Here is a 20,478-nt window from a genome sequence, read left to right as displayed (position 1 = left end):
CCGCACATACACAGTCGATTAAGCAGTTTTCACCAGATTCGGGCCCGCTTTTCAATTTGGGGTGGCATCGATGATCAAGACATTCTTGGACGACCGGCGCGGCAATTTCGCATTGATGACGGCGCTGATGATGGCGCCGATCATGGGTGTGCTGGCGCTCGCCGTCGATTACACGCAGATGTCCCGCCAGAAGCAGATGACGCTCAACGCGCTGGACGCCGCCGGCATCGCCACGGCGCGGCGCATCGCCGACGGCGCGACGTCGGCCGAGGCCGAAGCCTATGCCGAGGATTTCTTCCGGGCCAATCTGGGCAGCGTCAAGCCCGAGAACGCGAAGCTGCACGTGCTCCTGCCCAACGACAACATCGGCGGGGGCACGCTGAAGCTGACCGCCGACCTCAAATACGCCCCGATCTTCTTCCCGGTCTTCCAGAGCCTGCGCGGCGAGAATGTCAGCGGCGACCAGAGGATCGACTTCCGCGCGGAGAGCGAGATCCGCCTGAAGAACACGCTGGAAGTGGCGCTGGTGCTCGACAATTCCGGCTCGATGGACTTCACGGGGACCGGCTCTTACGAGAAGCGCATGACGGTGCTGAAGAAGGCCGCCAAGGAACTGGTCAAGACCATTGCCGCCGAGGGCGCGCAGATGAAGCAGATTTCCAAGCCCGTCCAGTTCGGCCTGGTGCCGTTCGCCGGAGCGGTGAATGTCGGCGCGGACAATGATGGCGCCTCCTGGATGGACACGGAAGGCCGCTCGCCAATCCACCACGAGAATTTCGACTGGACGTCGATGGCCGATGCGGACGCCAACAAGCGCGTCGAGAAAAGCGGCGGCGTGTACTACAAGCGCGGCACCGGCTGGAGCGGCGAGGAGAACACCAAGGTCACGCGCTTCACCCTGTTCGAAGACGTGAAGCGGATCACCGGCTACACCAACAAGACGGAATGGGGCTGCACGCGCTATTACAGCAACGGAAGCTGCCGGAGGGAGGGCTGGGTGACGGTCACGACGCCCGTCACCAGCGCCTTCACCGAATGGGGCGGCTGCGTCGAGATGCGCCCCTACCCGTACAGCCTGAACGACGATGCCCCCCAGAACAACAAGCCTGAAACGCTGTTCGTGCCGATGTTCGCACCGGATGAGACGGACCTGACCGATGGCAGCCGCCCGGCCAACAACAACTGGTGGAAGGATTTCAGCACCAGCAACGCCGCCAACCGCCAGGCCTACATGCCGAAGTATTTCGAGCCGCTCGAGAAGTCGGCGATGGGCATGGACGAAGGGCCGAATGCGGGCTGCAGCACCAAGGCGATCACGCCGCTGACGGATGTCGGCGCCACGGCGGGGCTGGACAAGATCAACAAGGCGATCGACGCGATGGAGGCCAGCGGCTCGACCAACGTGACCGAGGGCATCGCCTGGGGCCGGCGCGTGGTCTCGAGCGGCGAACCCTTCACCGAGGGCCGCAGCGAGAGCGAGAACGGCAACGACAAGGTCGTGATCGTGCTGACGGACGGCGCCAACACCTACTACACGCCGACCAGCGTCACCGCGCAGAGATACTCGGGCAGCTATTACAATTACGGCGGCAACGACCTGGCCGGCACGCATTCGCTCTATTCCAACTACGGCTACGCCGTCGCCCGATACCGCACCGGTCCGGACCGCATCTTCGACGGCACATCGAACATCAGCAAGTCCGACTATTCGAACAGCAACTACTCGGCGGCTATGACCCAGCACATGGCGGCGGCCTGCGAAAGCGCCAAGGCCGGCAAGATCATCATGATGACCGTCGCGCTGGACCTGAAGATGAACAATTCCGCCGAGAAGAAGCAGATCGAGGCACTGAAGGAATGCGCTTCGGAATCGCGCACCCGCAAGGATGCCAACGGCAAGCCCGAAAAGCTCTTCTGGAACGCGACGGGCGGCGATCTCGACCAGAAGTTCAAGGAGATCGGCGACGAACTGTCGAACCTGCGCATCGTCGGCTGAGCCCGGCGAGGCCGCCAGACTTGCCGCTTCGGCCCTGATCGGCTAGGACAGCCGCGCCCCTTCCCGGGCGCGGTTTTCTCTTTATCGGCAGGCGGATTCTCTCATGGCGGACAAGGCGCTCAAGACCAAAGCACGGCTCCCACGCGGCTTCGTCGATCGCCATCCCGCCGACATCCGCGCCGTCGACGAGATGAACGCCAGGATCCGCGAGGTCTACGAGCGCTACGGCTTCGATCCCATCGAGACGCCGCTCGTCGAATACACCGACGCGCTGGGCAAGTTCCTGCCCGACCAGGACCGGCCGAACGAGGGCGTGTTCTCGCTGCCGGACGACGACGAGCAGTGGCTGTCGCTGCGCTATGACCTGACGGCGCCGCTCGCCCGCCATGTCGCCGAGAACTTCAACGAGATCCAGCTTCCCTACCGCACCTATCGCGCCGGCTGGGTGTTCCGCAATGAGAAGCCCGGCCCCGGCCGCTTCCGCCAGTTCATGCAGTTCGACGCCGACACGGTCGGCGCGCCAGGCGTCGCGGCGGATGCCGAGATGTGCATGATGATGGCGGACGTGATGGAAGCGCTGGGCATCGCGCGCGGCGACTACGTCATCCGCGTCAACAACCGCAAGGTGCTCGACGGCGTGATGGAAGCGATCGGCGTCACGGATGACGGGCAGAAGCTGACCGTTCTGCGGGCGATCGACAAGCTCGACAAGTTCGGTCCGGAGGGCGTGAAACTGCTGCTCGGCGCAGGCCGCTGGGACGGCGGCAAGGAAGGCGAAGGCGACTTCACGAAGGGTGCGGGGCTGTCAGATAAGGACGCCCAGATCGTGCTCGACTACATTGCCGGCAATGCAGGCGGCCTCGAGAGCGACCTCTTCCAGGCCGGCGCGAAGGAACTCGGCGAGATCGAAAATCTCTGCGTTGCCGCTGGCTACGACGCCGGCCGCGTGAAGATCGACCCTTCCGTCGTGCGCGGCCTCGAATACTACACCGGCCCGGTCTTCGAGGCCGAGCTTCTGGCCGAGATTCCCAACGAGAAGGGCGAGATCGTGCGCTTCGGCTCGGTCGGCGGCGGCGGGCGTTATGACGGGCTCGTTTCGCGCTTCCGCGGCCAGCCCGTGCCGGCGACGGGCTTCTCCATCGGCGTGTCACGGCTCGCCACGGCGCTGAAGAACCTCGGCAAGCTCGGGCAGGATGCCGTGCTGCCGCCGGTGCTCGTCACCGTCATGGACGGCGACGCCGAGGCGATGGCGAAGTACCAGACATTCACCCAGGCGCTGCGCCAGGCCGGCATTCGCGCCGAGATGTACCAGGGGAACTGGAAGAAGTTCGGCAACCAGCTCAAATATGCCGACCGGCGCGGCAGCCCCGTCGCCATCATCCAGGGCGCCGACGAGCGCGCCAGTGGCGAAGTACAGATCAAGGACCTGATCGAGGGCAAGCGGCTTTCCGGGGAGATCGAGAGCAACGAGGAGTGGCGCGAGGCGCGCGTCGCGCAGTTCACCGTCAGGGAAGACGAAATCGTCGAGGCCGTGCGCAAGGTGCTTGCGGCGCAGGCCGCCGAGGTGCAGCAATGACAGCGGCCATCGCGAGTTCCGGCAGCCCAGCGCTCGCCCCTCACCCTTACCCTCTCCCCGCCAGCGGGGAGAGGGAGACATCGACGTTGCGGCCATCCTCCTTCTCCCCGCCTGCGGGGAGAAGGTGCCGGCAGGCGGATGAGGGGCGGGCGCCCTTCCCAGGACTGGTTTATTCCCGATGACCCTGCGCGCGCCCGACTTCGCCGGCGAGATCACCGCGCTGTTTACCGAACGCGACGCGGCGCTGACCGACATCGCCATCATCCAGCCGGCCGATCCCTTTCTCGACATGGCGGGCGAGGATCTGCGCCGGCGCATCTTCCTGACGGAAAGCGAGACCGGCGCCAATCTCTGCCTCAGGCCGGAATTCACCATTCCCGTCTGCCGCGACCACATCGAGAAGCGGGCGGAGACCCCGCAGCGCTACGCCTATCTGGGCGAGGTGTTCCGCCAGCAGCGCGAGGGCGGTGCGGAGTTCTTCCAGGCGGGCATCGAGGATCTAGGCGAAAGCGACAGGGCCTTGGCCGATGCGCGCTCGCTGGCCGACGCGCACGCGCTTCTCGCCCGCGTCCTGCCCGGCAGGGTACTGCAGGGCACGCTGGGCGATCAGGGCGTATTCGAGGCGGTGCTGGCGGCGCTCGGCCTGCCGCGCGGCTGGCAGAAGAGGCTGACCCGCGCCTTCGGATCGCAGAAACTGCTGCAGGCGGCCCTCGACGACCTTGCCAACCCGCAAGGCGCGGCGAGCCTCCCGCGCAACGTCGCCGGCCTAGTCGCGCGTGGCGACATGGAGGGCCTTGCCGCCCATGTGGGAACGGTGATGGAGGAAACCGGCCTGTCGCCCTCGGCCGGCCGGACGCCGGAGGACATCGCGCGCCGCCTGATCGAGAAGGCCGAACTGCGCAGCGTGCGCCTGACCGACGCGGCGATGGGCGCGCTGAAGTCCTTCGTCGCGCTGCGGGCGCCGTTCGCGGACGCGGGCCGCAGGCTGGCCGGCTTCGCTGCCGAGAACGGCCTGATCCTCGACGAGGCGCTGGAGGCTTTCGATGCCCGCGCCACGCGCATCGAAGGCGAAGGCCTGCCGCTCGAGACGCTCATCTACGACGCCGGCTTCGGCCGGCCGCTCGACTATTACACCGGCTTCATCTTCGAGATCGGCGCGGGCCAGGGCCTGCCCCCGCTTGTCGGCGGGGGGCGCTACGACCGGCTGTTAACGCTGCTCGGCGCGGAAGCGCCGATCCCGGGCGTCGGTTTCTCCGTCTGGCTCGACCGCGTGGCGGCGCTGAGGGAGGCCCGGCCATGAGTATCACGCTTGCCCTGCCCTCCAAGGGACGCCTGAAGGACGAGGCGCTCGACCGGCTGGAGAAGGCCGGCCTGCCCGTCCGCCTGCCGGAGAACGACCGCCGCTACCGGGCGACGCTCGACGGGCTGGAGGGTGTCGAGGTGGCCTTTCTCTCCGCCTCCGAGATCGCCCGCGAACTGGAGCGCGGCACGGTCGATCTCGGCGTCACCGGCGAGGATCTGGTGCGCGAGACCATTCCCGACTGGGAGCGGAAGGTGGCGATCTCCGCCCGCCTCGGCTTCGGCCGCGCCGATGTGGTGGTGGCCGTGCCGGAGGTCTGGTTCGACGTCGCCTCCATGGCCGATCTCGACGACGTGGCCGCCGATTTCCGTCATCGCCACGGCCGCCGGCTCAGGATCGCCACGAAATACTGGCGGCTGACGCAGAAGTTCTTCTCGCAGAAGCACGGCATCCAGGTCTATCGCATCGTCGAGAGCCTCGGCGCCACCGAGGGTGCGCCGGCGGCGGGCTCGGCCGACGTGATCGTCGACATCACCTCGACCGGCTCGACGCTCTCTGCCAATCACCTGAAGGTGCTCGACGACGGCGTGATCCTGCGCTCGCAGGCCTGCCTCGTCACGGCGCTGAAGGAACGGCCGGCGCAGGATGCGGCGCTGGCCGGGGAACTCGCCGCCCGGCTCGACGCTACATCGGACTGAGCGGCACGAACAGAATGCCGAGACCCGCGCCCACCAAGAGGGCGCGGAGCGGCAGGCGGTAGGCGGCGATCAGCCCGTAGGAAACGCATGTCAGGCCGACAGCCACCTTGGCGGCGGCGATGAGTGCGGCGCCGGGCGCGTTCGCCGTCGCCAGGAGGTCCGGATTGGCGATCATGGCGAGCGGGATCAGATAGAGCCCGACCCCCAGCGCCATCGCCGTGAAGGCTACCTTGAGCCAGTCCTCGCGCACCATGCCGGCGGCGATGAACACCGCGCCGCAGACGGGCGGCGTGATGGTCGACAGCAGCGCGAACCAGAACACGAAGAGATGCGCCTGCAGCGGATCGAGGCCGAGCTGCGTCAGCGCCGGCCCGGCGACGGACACGCAGATGACATAGGCCGCCGTAGTCGGCACCTCCATGCCGAGGATCAGACAGGCGATGGCGGTCAGGAACAGCGAAGGCCACAGCATGCCGCCGGCGCCCGACAGGATCAGCGATGTGATCTTGACGCCGAGACCGGTGATCGACAGGACGCCGATGACGATCGAGGCGCACAGGATGATGGCGCCGATCAGCGAGACCTGGCGGGCGGCGGTGATCAGGGCATTCTCCAGCCGGCCGAGCACGGCGCGCGCGTCGAAGCGCAAATTGCCGTCGAGGAGGAGCAGCAGCGCGCCGGCGAGGATCGCGAAGACGGCGGCATATTGCGGCGTGTAGCCGGCGCGGAACATGCCCCACAGAAGAATCGAGAAGGGCACGAGGAAGAAGGCCGAGGTGATGGCCACATCGCGCGCCGCCGGCTTCTGGTCGTCGGGCATCCCCCTGAGCGGCTGGCGCGTGGTGAAGGCGTTGATGCCCACCCAGACGGCCAGGAAATAGAGAACGGCCGGCAGGACAGCCGCCGCCATGATGCCCGTATAGGGCGTGCCGGTGAGTTCGACCATGACGAAGGCGCCCGCCCCCATCAGCGGCGGCATGATCTGGCCGCCGGAAGAGGCGACCGCCTCGATCGCGCCGGCGAGACGCTTCGGATAGCCGAGCCCCACCATGGCCGGAATGGTGATGGCGCCGGTGGAGGCGACATTCGCCGAGGCCGAGCCGGAAATGGAGCCGAACAGCGCCGACGAGATGACGGAGACCTTGCCCGCGCCGCCCTTCAGGCGACCGGCGGCAGCCGCCGCCACGTTCATGAAGCCCTGCCCGGCGGCACCCGCATTCAGGACCGCGCCAAAGATGACGAAGATGGCGACCGTTCCGACCGAGACGCCGGTCAGGCTGCCCCAAAGCCCGCCTTCGGCGATGGTCAGCGTGCCGAGGAAGCTGGCAAGCGGTGTCCCCGCATGGCCGAACTCGCCGGGGATGTGCTGGCCGAACAGCCCGTAGAGCAGCGCCAGCGCGGCGACCGTCGGCAAGGCCCAGCCGATGGCGCGGCGGGCGGTCTCCAGCACCACCACCAGCAGCACGGCGGCGACGACGATCTGCAGCGACCCTTCCAGAAAGCCGTACTGGTCTCCCAGCGCCTGCTCGTTCACCGCCACCCACAGGCTCGCGGCGATCCCCGCCAGGGCGAGCAGCCAGCCCGTCAGCTTCGTCAGCCCGGTGGCCGGCGTGAAGACCAGCAGCCAGGGCAGGATCAGCGCCATGTGCAGGGGCCGGCTGACCAGGTTCGGCACCAGGCCGGAGAAGATCAACCCCAGGTGAAAGGCGACGAGCAGGGCGGCAAGCGTCGCCAGGAGGGTGCGGTGTGTCATCGGGTCGGGTTCTGGACTGGGTGATTGAAAGTTTCGCGCCCCTTATCCCCCTCTGCCCCCCCGGGCGTCTCTTCCTCAAGGACGGGGCAATCGCATAGGGCGGTGCGGTACCCCCACCCCTTACCCCTCCCCTCAAGGGGGAGGGGGATCATCGAGCGCAGGGACTTTCTTCCCTCCCCCTTGAGGGGAGGGACCGAGGGTGGGGGTCGCAGGCGAAGCCTGCGAGAGAAACCATATGCGATTGTGCTGCTCCCAAGGGCGGAGGAGGGGCAACAGGACCCTACATCTGCCCTTCGGTCAGCTCGAAACCCGCTTCCTTGTAGTAGCGCACGGCGCCCGGATGCAGCTTGCCGGTGATGTTGACCATCAGCGCCTTGTCGACGCCTTTCCACCACGGTGCCGAGCCGCCCATCGCCTCCTTCTGGTCCCAGAAGGTCCTGGTGAGCTGATAGGCCGTTTCCTCGTCCATCGCGCTCGTCGTATAGGCGACCACGGGAAGCGAGGTGGTGACGATGTCGGCCTCCTGCCCGGCATAGGTGCCGGCGGGGATGGTCAGCGAGGCGCGCTTGGTCTCGGCCACCTGCTCGGGCGTCAGCGAGAGGATGTTCACATCCACGCTGGCCGCCGCCTCGACGACGTTCGGCGCGGGCCAGGAGCCGGCGGTGACGAAACCGTCGATCTGGCCGTTCTTAAGCGCGGCCACCGCGTTCGACAGCTCGGCGTCGGCGATCTTCACCTTGCCCTCGAGGCCGAACAGGGAGAGATATTTCTCGCCCTCGGTCGCCCCGAAGGATCCTTTGCCGAGCAGGACGGTCTTGCCTTCCATGCCGGCGAAATCGGCGGCGCCCGACGCCTTCGACATCACGAAATGCATCGTCAGCGAGGGGATCGGGAACAGGGCGCGAATCTCGGCGAATTTCGGATCGCCCTTGCCCTCGAAGGCGCCGGCGGCCTTCTCGGCCGCGCCGACCAGGGCGGGCGGCGTGGTGAAGACGTAGTCGCCGCCGCGCGCCCGCACCTCCATCACGTTCTGGACCGAGCCCTGGCTTTCCTCGATGGTGACGATGATGTTGCCATCCGTCCCCTTCTTCATCGCCTCGGCGATCTCGACGCCCATCTGGTAATAGGACGAGCCAGCCTTGGCGGATTTGTAGGTGACGCGGGTCTCCGCTTGGGCTGCGACGGCGGAAGCGCCGACGGCCAGGGCCAGGGCGAAACTGGTGGCTAAACGATACATGCTTGAACATCCTCCCATTCTTCACCTTCCCGCATAGCAGGCCCGGCGGCGTTTCGCCAAGCGCTACGTCCCGGTGCGAGCAGGCTATGGTCGGCGCGGACCGGCGCGCCGCGCGAACCGTGCAGCGCTCCAGAATGCCGCCATCATGATCAATGCGGCGGCGAGGATCACCAGCAACACCGTGTCGTAGCCGCCGCTTGCGGCCCAGATCATGGCCACGCCGAGCGGCGCCACGGCCTCGACCATGCGCGCCGGCGCCACCAGCGCGCCGTTGATCGCGCCATAGGCCTCGCGGCTCACCATTTCCGGCACGGCGAGGCCGCGCACGATGGTCATCATGCCGTTCGCGGCGCCATAGGCGGCGGCGATGGCCGCGATCAGGACGAGATGCGGCGGCGCGAAGATATAGCCGAGGATCACCAGCGGGAAGACGACGACGATGGCGGAGCCGATGCGGCGCACCGGCGCGTCGGGCGCCAGCATCCAGATGGCGATGCGGCCGGCGACCTGCGCCGGACCGATGACGGCGACGACGGTCACCACCTGCGCGGCGCTCAGCCCACGCTCCAGAAGCAGCGGGTAGAGGTGAAAGCTGAGGCTGGCGAAGGCGGCCGCGTAGAACACGGCAAACAGCATCAGCGCCCAGAAAGCCGGCTGGCGGAACGCCAGGGCGATTGCGGCCCGGTCGGCGGCCGGCCGGGACCTTTCCTGCGATACGGCAGGCGCGGCCTTCAGATCATGTCGGGCGTCGATCGCCGCGAAATAGAGCCCGCCGCAGACGAAGGCGTTGATCGCGCCCAGAACCATGAGCGCGCCGCGCCAATCGAGCGTCCCGATCAACCACTGGACCATCGGCACGAATATGGTGCTGGCGAAACCGCCCCACAGGGTCAGCGCGGTGATGGCGCGGCGCGCCTCCCCGGCGCCGACGCGCCTGGCGACGACGGCGAAGGCCGGTTCGTAGAGCGTCGCCGCCTGCAGGCCGCCGAGCAGCGGAACGACGATGTAGAACAGCCCGAGATCGTCGAGCTGCGACCAGCAAAGGTAGAGAATGCCGGCGGCGAGGGAGGCAAGGCTCATCACCCAGCGGCCATGACCCCGGTCGATGGCGGCGCCGACGGGATAGGCGGCAAGCCCGGCGAGCAACAGGCCGAGCGTGCCGGCACCATAAAGCGCCGGCTTCGACCAGCCGAGATCGGCGCGCATCGCCTCGGCGATCAGCGGAAAGCTGTAGTAGATCGAACCCCACGAGCATATCTGCGCGATGCCGAGCGCCGTGACGAAGCGGCGATAGCCGCCGGCCGACGCCCCGCCCGTCATGTCAACGCTTCCCGTCATCCGCTGGCCGCGAGCTGTCGGCACAGCACTCGTCGTCCAGGAAGCCGATCAGCGCGCGCATCGCCGGATAGTGCGCCCGGCAGAGCAGCGTCGTGCCCTGCCGCTCGCGCGTCATCAGCCCGGCTTCGTCGAGCCGCTTGCAATGATGCGACAGGGTGGAAGCCGGCAGCCCCAGCTTCTCCTGCAGGCGGCCGACCGGCAGGCCTTCATCGCCCGCCCGGACCAGCAGACGGTAAAGGCGCAGGCGAACGGGATTGCCCAGCGCTTCGAGCTGGGAGGCTGCTGTTTCGAGTTTCATGGAAACAGCGGTATGCCGGGCAGGGCCGCCGGTCAATCCTATTTCGAAAATGATCGAATTATTCGTCCACGACGCGCAGGCGCAGTTGGCCCGACCCGGGACCGCCCTCGCCGCCGAGTGAGGGCTTTCCGGCGGAACGCTCTCCGCCTTCCGCCGCTTTGCCACCCTCGGGCGCCCCGAGCTCCAGCGCCTCGATCCGGGCGCCGCGTTTCGTCACCTTGTCGGTCGAGGTGAGGATCAGGTCGATGTCCTTGTTCGCCTGCATGAAATGGGTCTGCAGCTTGCGCACGCGGTCGTCGAGGCGGCCGACATCTTCCATCAGCCGCACCACCTCGGCCTGGATCAGATGCGCCTGCTCGCGCATGCGCGCATCCTTCAGCACCGCCTGGATCACCTGGATCGACAGCATCAGCAGGGACGGCGAGACGATGACCACGCGGGCGCGGTGCGCACGCTGCACCAGCGTCTCGAAATTCTCGTGAATCTCGGCGAAGATCGATTCCGACGGCACGAACATGAAGGCCGTGTCCTGCGTCTCGCCGGTCAGCAGGTATTTGTCCGCGATCGCCTTGATATGCACCTCGACATCGCGGCGAAAGGCGGTTTCGGCCGCCTTGCGCGCCTCGGCGCTGCCGCCCTCGCCTTCCGACGCGGCGCGTATGGCGTTCCAGGCTTCCAGCGGGAATTTCGCGTCGATCACCAGCGACGGCGTGTCGTTCGGCATCTTCACCAGGCAATCGGGGCGGCTGCCGTTCGACAGGGTCGCCTGGAACTCATAGGCCGTGTGCGGCAGGCCGTCGGCGATGATCGCCTCCATGCGCGACTGGCCGAACGCACCGCGGGTCTGCTTGTTGGAAAGGATCTGCTGCAGCTGCACCACCTGCCCGGCAAGCGACTGGATGTTGTTCTGCGCCGTGTCGATCACGGCCAGCCTCTCCTGCAGTTTTGCGAGGTTCTCATGCGTCGATTTCGTCTGCTCGGTGATCGAATTGCCGAGCCGCGAAGTCATGCCGTCGAGCCGTTCGGAGATCGCCTTGGTGAGTTCCGCCTGGCGGGAACCGAACACTTCGGCGATGGATCCCATGCGCCCCTGCAACTCGGCCTGCGCCCGCGTCAGCTCGGCCATGCGCGCCTCGGCGTCGCGGGCGTGCTCGGCGGCCTGAACCGCGGCCACGGCGCGCGCCCGCGCCGAGCGCCACAGCGCCGCGACGAGCCCGACCAGCAGGAGGACGAACAGGACGCCGCCGGCCAGCAGGAACTGGCCGAGCGTGAAGGTGCTGGCGCCGAGCTGCGCCACCGGAAGGGAAAACACGTCGGAAATCTGGTTCATCCGGCCACACTAGACGATTCGTGATGCGATCATAAGACCAAACCGTGAACAAGGGTTTCGTATTGACGTTCCTCCTGCCAGCGATTACCTGACGGGCATGACCATTCGCCCCCTCGTCCTGCTTCCAGACCCGATCCTGCGCGAAGCCTCCAAACCGGTGGAACGCATCGACGACGCCCTGCGCGCCTTCGCCGACGATATGCTGGAGACCATGTATGACGCGCCCGGCATCGGGCTCGCCGCCATCCAGGTGGGCGAACCGCTGCGGATGCTGGTGATCGACGTTGCCGACAAGGACGAGGAACCGGCGCCGCTGGTGGTGATCAACCCGGAGATCGTCGCCCGCTCGACAGCACTCAACGTGCATGAGGAAGGCTGCCTCTCCATCCCGGACTATTACGCGGAAGTGGAACGCCCGGCCGCGGTGACGGTGAACTTCACCGACCGCGACGGCAAGCAGCAGACGATCGAGGCGGACGGCCTGCTCGCCACCTGCCTGCAGCACGAGATCGACCACCTGAACGGCGTCCTGTTCATCGACTACCTGTCGAAGCTGAAGCGAGACATGGTGGTGCGCAAGTTCCGGAAGCTGGCCAAGGACCGCCCGCCCGCCCGCATGGTGGGCTAGATCGCCGCGCGTCCCGTCGGATGCACGAGGACGATCCGGACAACCGATGAGCATCGGCGCAACCGAAAACCGGATTCCACTTTTCGGCTCGATGCTCTAAGACCGGTCGTCAAGGCTGGCGCCCCGCAGGCGCGATCCCGCCTCACCAGAATTGCAGGAATGGCATGCCTCTTCGCCTGATCTTCATGGGAACACCGGACTTTTCCGTGCCAACGCTGCAGGCGCTGGCGGCGGCGGGGCATGACATCGCTGCCGTCTACGCCCAGCCGCCGAGGCCCGCGGGACGGCGCGGGCTGGAACTGACCAAGTCGCCCGTGCATCAGACCGCCGAGGCGCTCGGCCTCCCCGTGCGGACGCCGACATCGCTGAAGGGCGAGGACGAGCAGGCGGCCTTCCGCGCGCTCGAAGCCGACGCCGCCGTGGTCGTCGCCTACGGGCTTCTGCTGCCGAAACCCATTCTCGAGGGCACCAGGCTCGGCTGCTTCAACGGCCATGCATCGCTTCTGCCGCGCTGGCGGGGTGCCGCGCCGCTCCAGCGGGCGATCATGGCCGGCGACCGGGAAACCGGCATGATGGTGATGAAGATGGATGAGGGGCTGGACACCGGGCCGGTGGCGATGACCGCGCGCGTGGCCATCGGCGCCGACATGACCGGCGGCGCGCTGCACGACATCATGAAGGAGACCGGCGCCACCCTGATGGCCGATGCGATGCGGGCGCTGGGAGACGGCGCGCTGTCGCTCACGCCGCAGCCGGACGATGGCGCGACCTATGCCAAGAAGATCCTCAAGGAGGAGACGCGGGTTGACTGGTCGCAGCCGGCGGAGACGGTTCACAACCACATTCGCGGCCTTTCGCCCTTCCCCGGCGCCTGGTGCGAGATGCCGCTTGGAGGCAAGGCCGAACGGGTGAAGCTGCTGCGCTCGCGCCTGGTTGCGGGCAGCGGCGCGGCGGGCACGGCGCTCGACGACGCGCTGACCATCGCCTGCGGCCAGGGCGCGGTGCGGCTTGTCGAGTTGCAGCGCGCCGGCGGCAAGCCAATGCTGGCGGAGGATTTCCTGCGCGGCGCGCAACTGCCGCGTGGAACGAGGCTCGCCTGACCATGCCGCGCTTCCGCATCGACATCGAATATGATGGCGGCCCCTATTTCGGCTGGCAGCGCCAGGCCAATCACCACAGCGTGCAGGCGGCAATCGAAACGGCCATCGCCGCGTTCTCCGGCGAGACGGTGACGCTGTTCGGCGCGGGACGGACCGATACGGGCGTGCATGCGCTGGCGCAGGTGGCCCATTTCGACCTGTCGCGCCACTGGACCGGCCGGACCGTGCAGAACGCACTCAACGCGCATCTGGCGATGGCCGACGAGACGGTCGCGATCATCGCCGCGGAGGAGGTCGCCGGCGATTTCGACGCCCGCTTCTCCGCCAAGGGCCGGCATTATCTCTACCGCATCCACAACCGCCGCCCGCCGCTGACCGTGGGGCGTGTGCATGCCTGGCACGTGGCGGCACCGCTCGATGCCGAGGCCATGCACGCGGCGGCGCAGCGGCTCGTCGGCACCTACGACTTCACGACGTTCCGCGCGGCGCAGTGCCAGGCGAAAAGCCCCATCAAGACGCTGGAACGCCTCGATGTGACGCGCGACGGCGAAATGGTGGAAATCCGCGCCTCGGCGCGTTCCTTCCTGCACAACCAGGTGCGCTCCTTCGCCGGTACGCTGAAGCGGGTCGGCGAAGGCGGCTGGACCGCCGCCGACGTGACCCGGGCGCTGGAGGCACGCGACCGCAAGGCCTGCGGCCCCGTCGCCCCGCCGCACGGGCTTTATCTGGTCAAGGTCGATTACTGAGCGGCGGCAACCGGCAGCGAGGCCTTCGGCCGCGGCCATGAGGCGGTGATGCCCGGCTGCGGCGGCCGCTCCAGATAGGTCGAGAGCACCACATAGCTGCGCGTGGCGAGCACGCCCGGCGCGTCGTAGATCTGCGCCAGCAGCCCCTCCAGCGCGTGGGTGTTCTCGGTCCGCACCTTCAGAAGCATGCAGGTGTCGCCGGCCACCGAATGGACCTCCTCCACCTCCGGATAGTTGGCAACGGCCATCAGCGCCGGTGACTTGCCCCAGCCGCGCGTGTCGACATGGACGAAGGCCAGGAGGCCCTTGCCCACCGCCTTGGGCTCGATCAGCGCCGCCATGCGCTGGATCACGCCGCTGCGCTTCAGCCGCTTGACCCGCTCGTGGGCCGCAGGCGCGGAAAGACCGACGCGCTTACCCAGATCGGCATAGCTGACGGTCGCGTCCTCGACCAGAGCGGCTAATATCCTTCGGTCCATCGCGTCGATCTGCTGGGGTGCAGACGTCGTCGGGCGAATGTCATCTGTTTCTTTCATGGTTCGGCATTTTCCGATTGATACCTAACATCATTCGGCCATTATCGCTGTATGTCGAAGATCAATCAACAATCATCTACAACGGCCATCACCCTCGACGCGCGGATTCCGCCCATGGTCTTCATCCTGACCGGCGCGGTGGCGGTGATCGGCTCGAACTCGCTCGTGCTCTCGCCCATCGCGCCCGAAGTGTCGCGTTCGCTCGGCGTCTCGGTGCAGGCGGTCATGGCCGCATCGGCCGCATTCGGGCTGGGGACGGCGGCGAGCGCCCTGTTCCTCGCCCGCCATATCGACCGGATCGGCGCGTGGAGAATGCTCCGCATCGCCTTTGCCGTCCTCGCCGCGGCGCTCGCGGCCAGCGCGCTGGCGCCCGTCGTCGCAATGCTCCTGGCGGCGCAACTGATCGCCGGCATCGCCGCCGGCGTGGCGCTTCCGGCGATCTACAGCAACGCGGCGGACGTCGCGCCGCGCGGACGCGAAACGGAGACCGTGGGCATCGTGCTCACCGGCTGGACGCTGAGCCTTGTCGCCGGCGTATCGCTATCGGCGGTTCTGGCCGACTTCCTGCACTGGCGCGCGGTGTTCGGTGCGGTCTTACTGCTCGCAGTCGGAGCCTTTCTGGCGCTCGCGCTCAATGGCCGGCGCGATGTGACGTCCGAAACGCCGGCGGCCGCGCCGCTGACGACGCTGCGCATCGGTGGCGTGGGACTGCTGCTCGTCGCCTGCGGGGCCTTCATGGCCGCCTTCTACGGCGTCTACGCCTATATCGGCGATCATCTGGTCCGCGCGCTCGGCAAGCCGGTCAGCGCCAACGGGCTGATGACCCTTGTCTACGGCATGGGTTTCGGCGGCGCAGTGTTTCTCGACCGGACCGTCCAGAAGTTCGCGATGCGCAACCTCCTGCCCTTCGTTTTCCTGGCCGTGGCAGCGGTCTATGTGGCGATGATCGCGGCCACCCACTCCTATGCGGCGATGCTGGCCATCGCCTTCCTCTGGGGGCTGGCCAATCATTTCGGCCTGAACATGCTGATCGTCCGGCTTACCGCCATCGATCCGGCGCGGCGTGGCGCCATCATGGGCCTCAACAGCGCCGCGACCTATCTGGCCGCCTTTGTCGGCACGCTCGGGTTCGGCCCGCTCTATGCGAATTTCGGCCTTCCGGCGGCTGCGGCGCTCGCGGCGGTGCTGATGCTGGTCGCTGCCCTGGCGGCGCGGTAGGCGCGCCGTATCCGGAACCCGCCGGCCCCGCCCTACCCCGTCCTCGACAGGTCGAGGAGACCTTCCATGGTGAAGAGCACTGCGAGCGAAGCGGCGAACATCGCAGCGAACACGGCGGTCGCCACCGCGGGACCCTTGCCGATCGCGGCATTGGTCAGGCGCCATGACAGGACCATGCTGGCGACGAAGAAGAGGAACGTGACGGCGCTCGCCGCCTCGATCGCCTCTGGCCAGAACAGGCGCACGAGCACGGGCGGCAGCATCAGCCAGGCGAACAGCGCCGACGCCCAGTTGTTCGCCACCACGTAATGGACGAAGCGGTCGGCAACGCCGGCCGGCCGCGCCGCAAGAGCGAGGATGCCATAGGGCACAACCCAGGTTGCCAGATCCGTCAGCATCAGCCGGATGAACAGCGAGAAGCGGAACGAGAAGACATCGCCGCCGGCCATCTCGTTGGCGATGGTCACCCAGCCGGCGATCAGCGCAGGAAGCGCGACGACAATGCCGAAGAACGAGTTCCAGAAACCGTCGGCGGACAGGTCGAGCAGCTTCAGCCCGTCCGGGCGTCCCAGCATCATGCGCCAGACACCGGCGAAATACTGCTGGATCTCGGCGGCTGAGGGCATGTTCAGTCGAACCAGTCTTCGAGGAAGCGCAGATAGATGAGGGTCAGGGTTTCAAGGTCGGCGAGCGCGACGCGCTCATCCACCATGTGCATGGTCTGGCCGACCAGGCCGAACTCGACCACCGGACAGTAATCCTTGATGAAGCGGGCGTCCGACGTGCCGCCGGACGTGGAAAGCTGCGGCCGCTGGCCGACCACAGCCTCGACGGAGGCGCCGAGCGTCTCGACCAGCCGGTCGTCGCGGGTCAGGAAGACCGGGCTCGGGCGTCCCAGCCAGTCGATATCGAAGGCGACGGGCGTGTCGCGGCCGGGCCGCAGGCGGCTTGCCTCTGCCGCCACGTCGAGACGGTTGTGGATCTCCGCCTGCAGCGCCTCCGCCGTCCAGCCGTCGTTGAACCGCACGTTGAAGGTCGCGGTGGCCTCAGACGGGATGACGTTGGTCGCCGGGTTGCCGACATCGATGGTGGTGATTTCCAGGTTGGTCGGCTGAAACATCTCCGTCCCGGCGTCGAAGGCAGGTTCGAGCAGGGTCTCCAGCATCGGCAGCAGGCCGCGAACGGGGTTGTCGGCCAGATGCGGATAGGCCACATGTCCCTGCCGCCCGTGAACGGTGAGGCGGCCGGTCAAAGAGCCGCGCCGGCCGATCTTGATCATGTCGCCGAGCTTTTCCGGATTGGTCGGCTCGCCGACGATCGCTGCATCCCAGGTCTCGCCGCGCGCCGCCGCCCATTCGAGGAGCTTGACGGTGCCGTTGATCGCCGGGCCTTCCTCATCACCGGTGATGAGGAAGGAGACCGATCCCTTCGGCTTGCCGTGCGCCTCGACATAGCGAGCGAGCGCCGCCACGAAGCAGGCGATGCCGCCCTTCATGTCGACCGCCCCCCGGCCATACATCTCCCCGTTGGCGATTGCCGCGGCAAAGGGAGGATGCGTCCAGGCGGAGGCGTCGCCCGGCGGAACGACGTCCGTATGGCCGGCGAACATCAGGTGCGGGCCGTTGCCGGACAGGCGGGCGTAGAGATTCTCGATATCGGGGGTACCGTCCTCGGAGAAGACGGGGCGTTCGACGGTGCCGTCGAGTGCCTTGAGCATCCCTTGCAGGACCGACAGCGCATTGCCCTCGGCCGGCGTGACGGAGGGGCAGCGGATCAGCTCGGCGAGATTGGCGGCGGGGTCTGTGGGCAGGCTCATGATGGAGAGGGATAATCCAACAGCGCGCGGCTGTCACGCGGCAAGGCGGCGATCAGTCCTTGGGCGCGTTGGTCCGCCTGCCATATTCGTTTGCGCCAGCATCGCCGGGAAAGACGCAGAGCGCGATGAAGGCGATGATCGACACCATCGGGATGAACAGCGCCACCGCGAAAATGCCGGGCTTGCCGAAATCGTGCAGGCGCTTGACGCCGAGCGCGACCGAGGAAAAGACGGAGATGAAGAACAGGGCCCAGAAGGACAGGGCCCACACGCCGCTTGCGCCACTGCCTTCCGGGGCGAGCGTGAAGCGGTACAGCGTGAAGGCCTGGAGGATTGCCAGCAACATCCCGGCGAGGAAGAACGCCGCGCGGCTCACCCTTCCGGAAAAGCCGAAGAACAGCCAGAATATCTGTCCTTTCTGCATCGTGCCGCTCCGTCCCGCGTCAGTCGCGCAGGAGTTCGTTGATCGACGTCTTCGACCGCGTCTTCTCGTCGACGCGCTTGACGATCACCGCGCAGTAGAGGCTCGGACCCCAGTTCTCGCCCGGCACGTTCTTGCCCGGCATTGTGCCCGCGACGACCACCGAATAAGGCGGCACTTCGCCATAGAACACCTCACCCGTGGCGCGGTCGACGATCTTGGTCGACTTGCCGATGAAGACGCCCATGCCGAGCACCGACCCCTCGCGGACGATGCAGCCCTCGACCACCTCGGAGCGGGCGCCGATGAAGCAATTGTCCTCGATAATGGTCGGGCCGGCCTGCATCGGCTCCAGCACGCCGCCGATGCCGACGCCGCCGGACAGGTGGACGTTCTCGCCGATCTGCGCGCAGGAGCCGACGGTCGCCCAGGTGTCGACCATGGTGTTCTTGCCGACATAGGCGCCGAGATTGACGAAGGACGGCATCAACACCGCGCCCGGCGCGATGAAGGCCGAATGCCGCACGACCGCGTTCGGCACCGCGCGGAAGCCCGCCTTCTCGAACTCGTTGGCGCTCCAGCCCTCGAACTTGGAATCGACCTTGTCCCACCAGACCGAAGCGCCCGGTCCACCCTTGATGATCTGCATCGGGTTCAGGCGGAAGGACAGGAGCACGGCCTTCTTGAGCCACTGATTGACCGTCCAGGAGCCGTCTGCCTGACGCTCCGCGACGCGCGCCTTGCCGCTGTCGAGCAGGGCCAGAGACGTCTCGACCGCCTCGCGGATCTCGCCACGGGTCGAGGTCGAAACACCGTCACGCTCGTCAAACGCCTTCTCGATCGTCTTTTCCAGCGCGGCGACATCCGTCTTGGTCATGCTTGCGGCTCCGTTGAACAAGCTGTTAAGGGCTCGGCCATAGTCTGGGAGATGGTTCCAGGGCCGGCGCGGAACCTATGCGAAGCGCCGGAGGGGGTCAATCGCGCGATGACGCGCAGGGGACCGCATTGAGGACGGAAGACACGATCATGGACAAGACCGACGAGAACGGCTGGACGCCGCTGCCACATTCCGACGAGGATCTGAAGCGCGCCCGCCAGGTTCCCGATACGCCGCAGACGCGCGCGCCCACCTACCGGCTGGCCTGGGACGACGAGGACTTCATGACGCGGCGCGAGCTGCGCGCCGTACGGCTGCAGCTCGAACTCCTGAAGCCGGAGCTGGCGCTGGCGGAACGCGGCATCCGTTCGACGGTCATCCTGTTCGGCGGCGCACGCCTGCCGGAACCGGGCGGCGAAGCCTGGGCGGCGAAGAACGAGACGCAGAAGAAGAACCTCGAGAAGAACAGCCGCTACTACGAGCAGGCGCGCCGCTTCGCCCGCCTGTGCTCGGAAGAATCGGCCAAGTCCTACTACCGCGAATACGTGGTCGTGACCGGTGGCGGACCCGGCGTGATGGAAGCAGGCAACAGGGGGGCGGCCGATTGCGGCGCGCCGTCGATCGGCCTCAACATCGTGCTGCCGCACGAACAGGCGCCGAATGCCTATGTGACGCCCGACCTGTGCTTCAACTTCCACTATTTCGCGATCCGCAAGATGCACTTCATGATGCGGGCGAAAGCCGTGGCCGTGTTCCCCGGCGGTTTCGGCACGATGGACGAACTGTTCGAATCGCTGACGCTGATCCAGACGGGACGCATGGAGCGCGTGCCCGTCATCCTGTTCGGCAAGGAGTTCTGGGAGCATGCCATCGATCTCCCTTATCTGGCGGAACAGGGAACGATCTCGCCGGGCGACGACCAGCTGATCACCTTCGTCGATACGGCGGAAGAAGCCTGGGCGAAGATCGCGGCGTTCTACGAACTTTAGATCCCGTGCGTCCTTTCGGACGCACAAAGGACGATCTAAATCATGGGCTGATCGTCGGACCGAAGGCCGGTTTCCACTTTTCGGTCTGACACTCCGAAGCGCGCCGCCTTGCCGCAGCACGCGGCGCTGGCGTGTATGGGACGGCTGCGCTACTGATCGACGATGCACGAAGGACCGCCACAGATCAGCTGGTTCGAAAGCCTGCGCCGCGATGCGAAGCTCTTCGCGGCGGTCGGCTTTCTTGCGCTGTTCCTCAGCGCCTTCCAGCCGCTGGTGGTGGCCGCCGCCGCTTCTCCGGCGGGCCAGTTCGTCATCTGCACCATCTACGGCGTCGGCGAGGCCAGCGACAACAGCAGCGGCCATGCGAGCGATGTCGAATGCCCGCTCTGCATCACCGGCCATTCCTGCGCCTTCCAGCTTGCCGCCAGCACGCCGGCGGCATCGCCGCGAATTGCGCTGCCGGGGGCGGTCGAGACCGGCGGTCATTGCTCCTGGACCGTTCCCGATCCAGGCGCCCGCGCCGGCGACCCGCCGCCATCGATCCGCGCCCCGCCCCTTTCCGTCTGACCGCCTGCCTCCCGGCCCGCCGGGACACTCCAACGTTCAGACCAGAAAGGCCTA

The 20,478-nt window shown here is 67.1% G+C and carries 20 protein-coding genes; 10 read left to right on the top strand and 10 right to left on the bottom strand.

The genetic code is table 11. The features are described from left to right. The first annotated feature begins 70 nt into the window (after positions 1-70). The 4 genes from NA2_RS02985 to hisG all read left to right on the top strand — a co-directional run bounded on the left by NA2_RS02985 (position 71) and on the right by hisG (position 5,570). Positions 71-1,996, top strand: coding sequence for a TadE/TadG family type IV pilus assembly protein (locus NA2_RS02985; RefSeq protein WP_008594000.1), 1,926 nt, complete (start codon positions 71-73; stop codon positions 1,994-1,996). Between the two features lie 103 nt (positions 1,997-2,099). Then, positions 2,100-3,572: a histidine--tRNA ligase gene (gene hisS, locus NA2_RS02980; RefSeq protein ID WP_008593999.1), complete on the top strand. Its 1,473-nt coding sequence runs from the start codon at positions 2,100-2,102 to the stop codon at positions 3,570-3,572. 178 nt (positions 3,573-3,750) lie between these two features. After that, a complete protein-coding gene (locus tag NA2_RS02975; RefSeq protein WP_008593998.1) occupies positions 3,751-4,872 on the top strand; it encodes an ATP phosphoribosyltransferase regulatory subunit in 1,122 nt (373 codons plus the stop codon). Beyond that, positions 4,869-5,570 (top strand): ATP phosphoribosyltransferase, encoded by a 702-nt coding sequence (gene hisG, locus NA2_RS02970; protein ID WP_008593995.1) that lies wholly within the window; start codon positions 4,869-4,871, stop codon positions 5,568-5,570. The genes NA2_RS02975 and hisG overlap by 4 nt, the downstream gene beginning before the upstream one ends. Here hisG and NA2_RS02965 read toward each other — a convergent pair. The 5 genes from NA2_RS02965 to NA2_RS02945 form a co-directional block, all read right to left on the bottom strand. Beyond that, positions 5,557-7,323, bottom strand: a complete 1,767-nt coding sequence (locus NA2_RS02965) for a TRAP transporter permease (RefSeq protein WP_008593993.1) — start codon at positions 7,321-7,323, stop codon at positions 5,557-5,559. The genes hisG and NA2_RS02965 overlap by 14 nt on opposite strands. A 280-nt stretch (positions 7,324-7,603) precedes the next feature. Further along, complete coding sequence (locus NA2_RS02960; RefSeq protein WP_008593991.1) at positions 7,604-8,560, bottom strand: TAXI family TRAP transporter solute-binding subunit; 957 nt, start codon at positions 8,558-8,560, stop codon at positions 7,604-7,606. An 84-nt stretch (positions 8,561-8,644) separates the two neighbouring features. Next, the gene (locus tag NA2_RS02955; protein WP_008593989.1) at positions 8,645-9,880 is read right to left on the bottom strand and encodes an MFS transporter; all 1,236 of its coding nucleotides are present in this window, start codon (positions 9,878-9,880) and stop codon (positions 8,645-8,647) included. Position 9,881: 1 nt separating this feature from the next. Then, positions 9,882-10,196 (bottom strand): ArsR/SmtB family transcription factor, encoded by a 315-nt coding sequence (locus NA2_RS02950; RefSeq protein WP_040676496.1) that lies wholly within the window; start codon positions 10,194-10,196, stop codon positions 9,882-9,884. Positions 10,197-10,254: 58 nt separating this feature from the next. Next, positions 10,255-11,526 (bottom strand): DNA recombination protein RmuC, encoded by a 1,272-nt coding sequence (locus tag NA2_RS02945; RefSeq protein ID WP_008593986.1) that lies wholly within the window; start codon positions 11,524-11,526, stop codon positions 10,255-10,257. Between the two features lie 97 nt (positions 11,527-11,623). Here NA2_RS02945 and def point away from each other — a divergent pair, with 97 nt between their 5' ends. The 3 genes from def (at position 11,624) to truA (ending at position 14,000) form a co-directional block, all read left to right on the top strand. Next, positions 11,624-12,154: a peptide deformylase gene (gene def, locus NA2_RS02940; RefSeq protein WP_008593983.1), complete on the top strand. Its 531-nt coding sequence runs from the start codon at positions 11,624-11,626 to the stop codon at positions 12,152-12,154. Between the two features lie 164 nt (positions 12,155-12,318). Then, positions 12,319-13,254 carry a methionyl-tRNA formyltransferase gene (fmt, locus tag NA2_RS02935; RefSeq protein WP_008593981.1) on the top strand — a complete coding sequence of 312 codons (936 nt, stop codon included), beginning with the start codon at positions 12,319-12,321 and terminating at the stop codon, positions 13,252-13,254. Positions 13,255-13,256: 2 nt separating this feature from the next. Further along, a complete protein-coding gene (truA, locus tag NA2_RS02930; RefSeq protein ID WP_008593980.1) occupies positions 13,257-14,000 on the top strand; it encodes a tRNA pseudouridine(38-40) synthase TruA in 744 nt (247 codons plus the stop codon). Here the strand turns inward: truA and NA2_RS02925 are convergent. Beyond that, entirely contained in the window at positions 13,994-14,536 is a 543-nt protein-coding gene (locus NA2_RS02925; RefSeq protein WP_040676495.1) for an Lrp/AsnC family transcriptional regulator, read from the bottom strand. The genes truA and NA2_RS02925 overlap by 7 nt on opposite strands. Before the next feature lie 51 nt (positions 14,537-14,587). On the opposite strand from NA2_RS02925, the gene NA2_RS02920 reads away from it, so the two are divergent. After that, entirely contained in the window at positions 14,588-15,754 is a 1,167-nt protein-coding gene (locus NA2_RS02920) for an MFS transporter (protein WP_040676494.1), read from the top strand. 32 nt (positions 15,755-15,786) lie between these two features. On the opposite strand, the gene NA2_RS02915 is transcribed toward NA2_RS02920, so the two are convergent. From NA2_RS02915 to dapD, 4 genes are read right to left on the bottom strand one after another with little or no spacing between them, the layout of a single operon-like run. Beyond that, entirely contained in the window at positions 15,787-16,380 is a 594-nt protein-coding gene (locus NA2_RS02915) for a hypothetical protein (RefSeq protein WP_008593977.1), read from the bottom strand. A 2-nt stretch (positions 16,381-16,382) separates the two neighbouring features. Further along, a complete protein-coding gene (dapE, locus tag NA2_RS02910; protein WP_008593976.1) occupies positions 16,383-17,570 on the bottom strand; it encodes a succinyl-diaminopimelate desuccinylase in 1,188 nt (395 codons plus the stop codon). Between the two features lie 52 nt (positions 17,571-17,622). Beyond that, positions 17,623-17,994 carry a DUF805 domain-containing protein gene (locus tag NA2_RS02905; protein WP_008593975.1) on the bottom strand — a complete coding sequence of 124 codons (372 nt, stop codon included), beginning with the start codon at positions 17,992-17,994 and terminating at the stop codon, positions 17,623-17,625. Positions 17,995-18,013: 19 nt separating this feature from the next. After that, positions 18,014-18,868, bottom strand: a complete 855-nt coding sequence (dapD, locus tag NA2_RS02900) for a 2,3,4,5-tetrahydropyridine-2,6-dicarboxylate N-succinyltransferase (RefSeq protein WP_008593974.1) — start codon at positions 18,866-18,868, stop codon at positions 18,014-18,016. Between the two features lie 149 nt (positions 18,869-19,017). Here dapD and NA2_RS02895 point away from each other — a divergent pair, with 149 nt between their 5' ends. Together NA2_RS02895 and NA2_RS02890 are read left to right on the top strand one after the other, a co-directional pair. Beyond that, positions 19,018-19,857, top strand: coding sequence for an LOG family protein (locus tag NA2_RS02895; RefSeq protein ID WP_008593972.1), 840 nt, complete (start codon positions 19,018-19,020; stop codon positions 19,855-19,857). A gap of 162 nt (positions 19,858-20,019) precedes the next feature. Further along, positions 20,020-20,424 (top strand): hypothetical protein, encoded by a 405-nt coding sequence (locus NA2_RS02890; protein ID WP_008593970.1) that lies wholly within the window; start codon positions 20,020-20,022, stop codon positions 20,422-20,424. The last annotated feature ends 54 nt before the right edge of the window (positions 20,425-20,478 follow it).

Source organism: Nitratireductor pacificus pht-3B, assembly GCF_000300335.1.
Taxonomy (GTDB): domain Bacteria; phylum Pseudomonadota; class Alphaproteobacteria; order Rhizobiales; family Rhizobiaceae; genus Nitratireductor; species Nitratireductor pacificus.
This window is presented reverse-complemented; position numbering and strand designations above follow the sequence as displayed.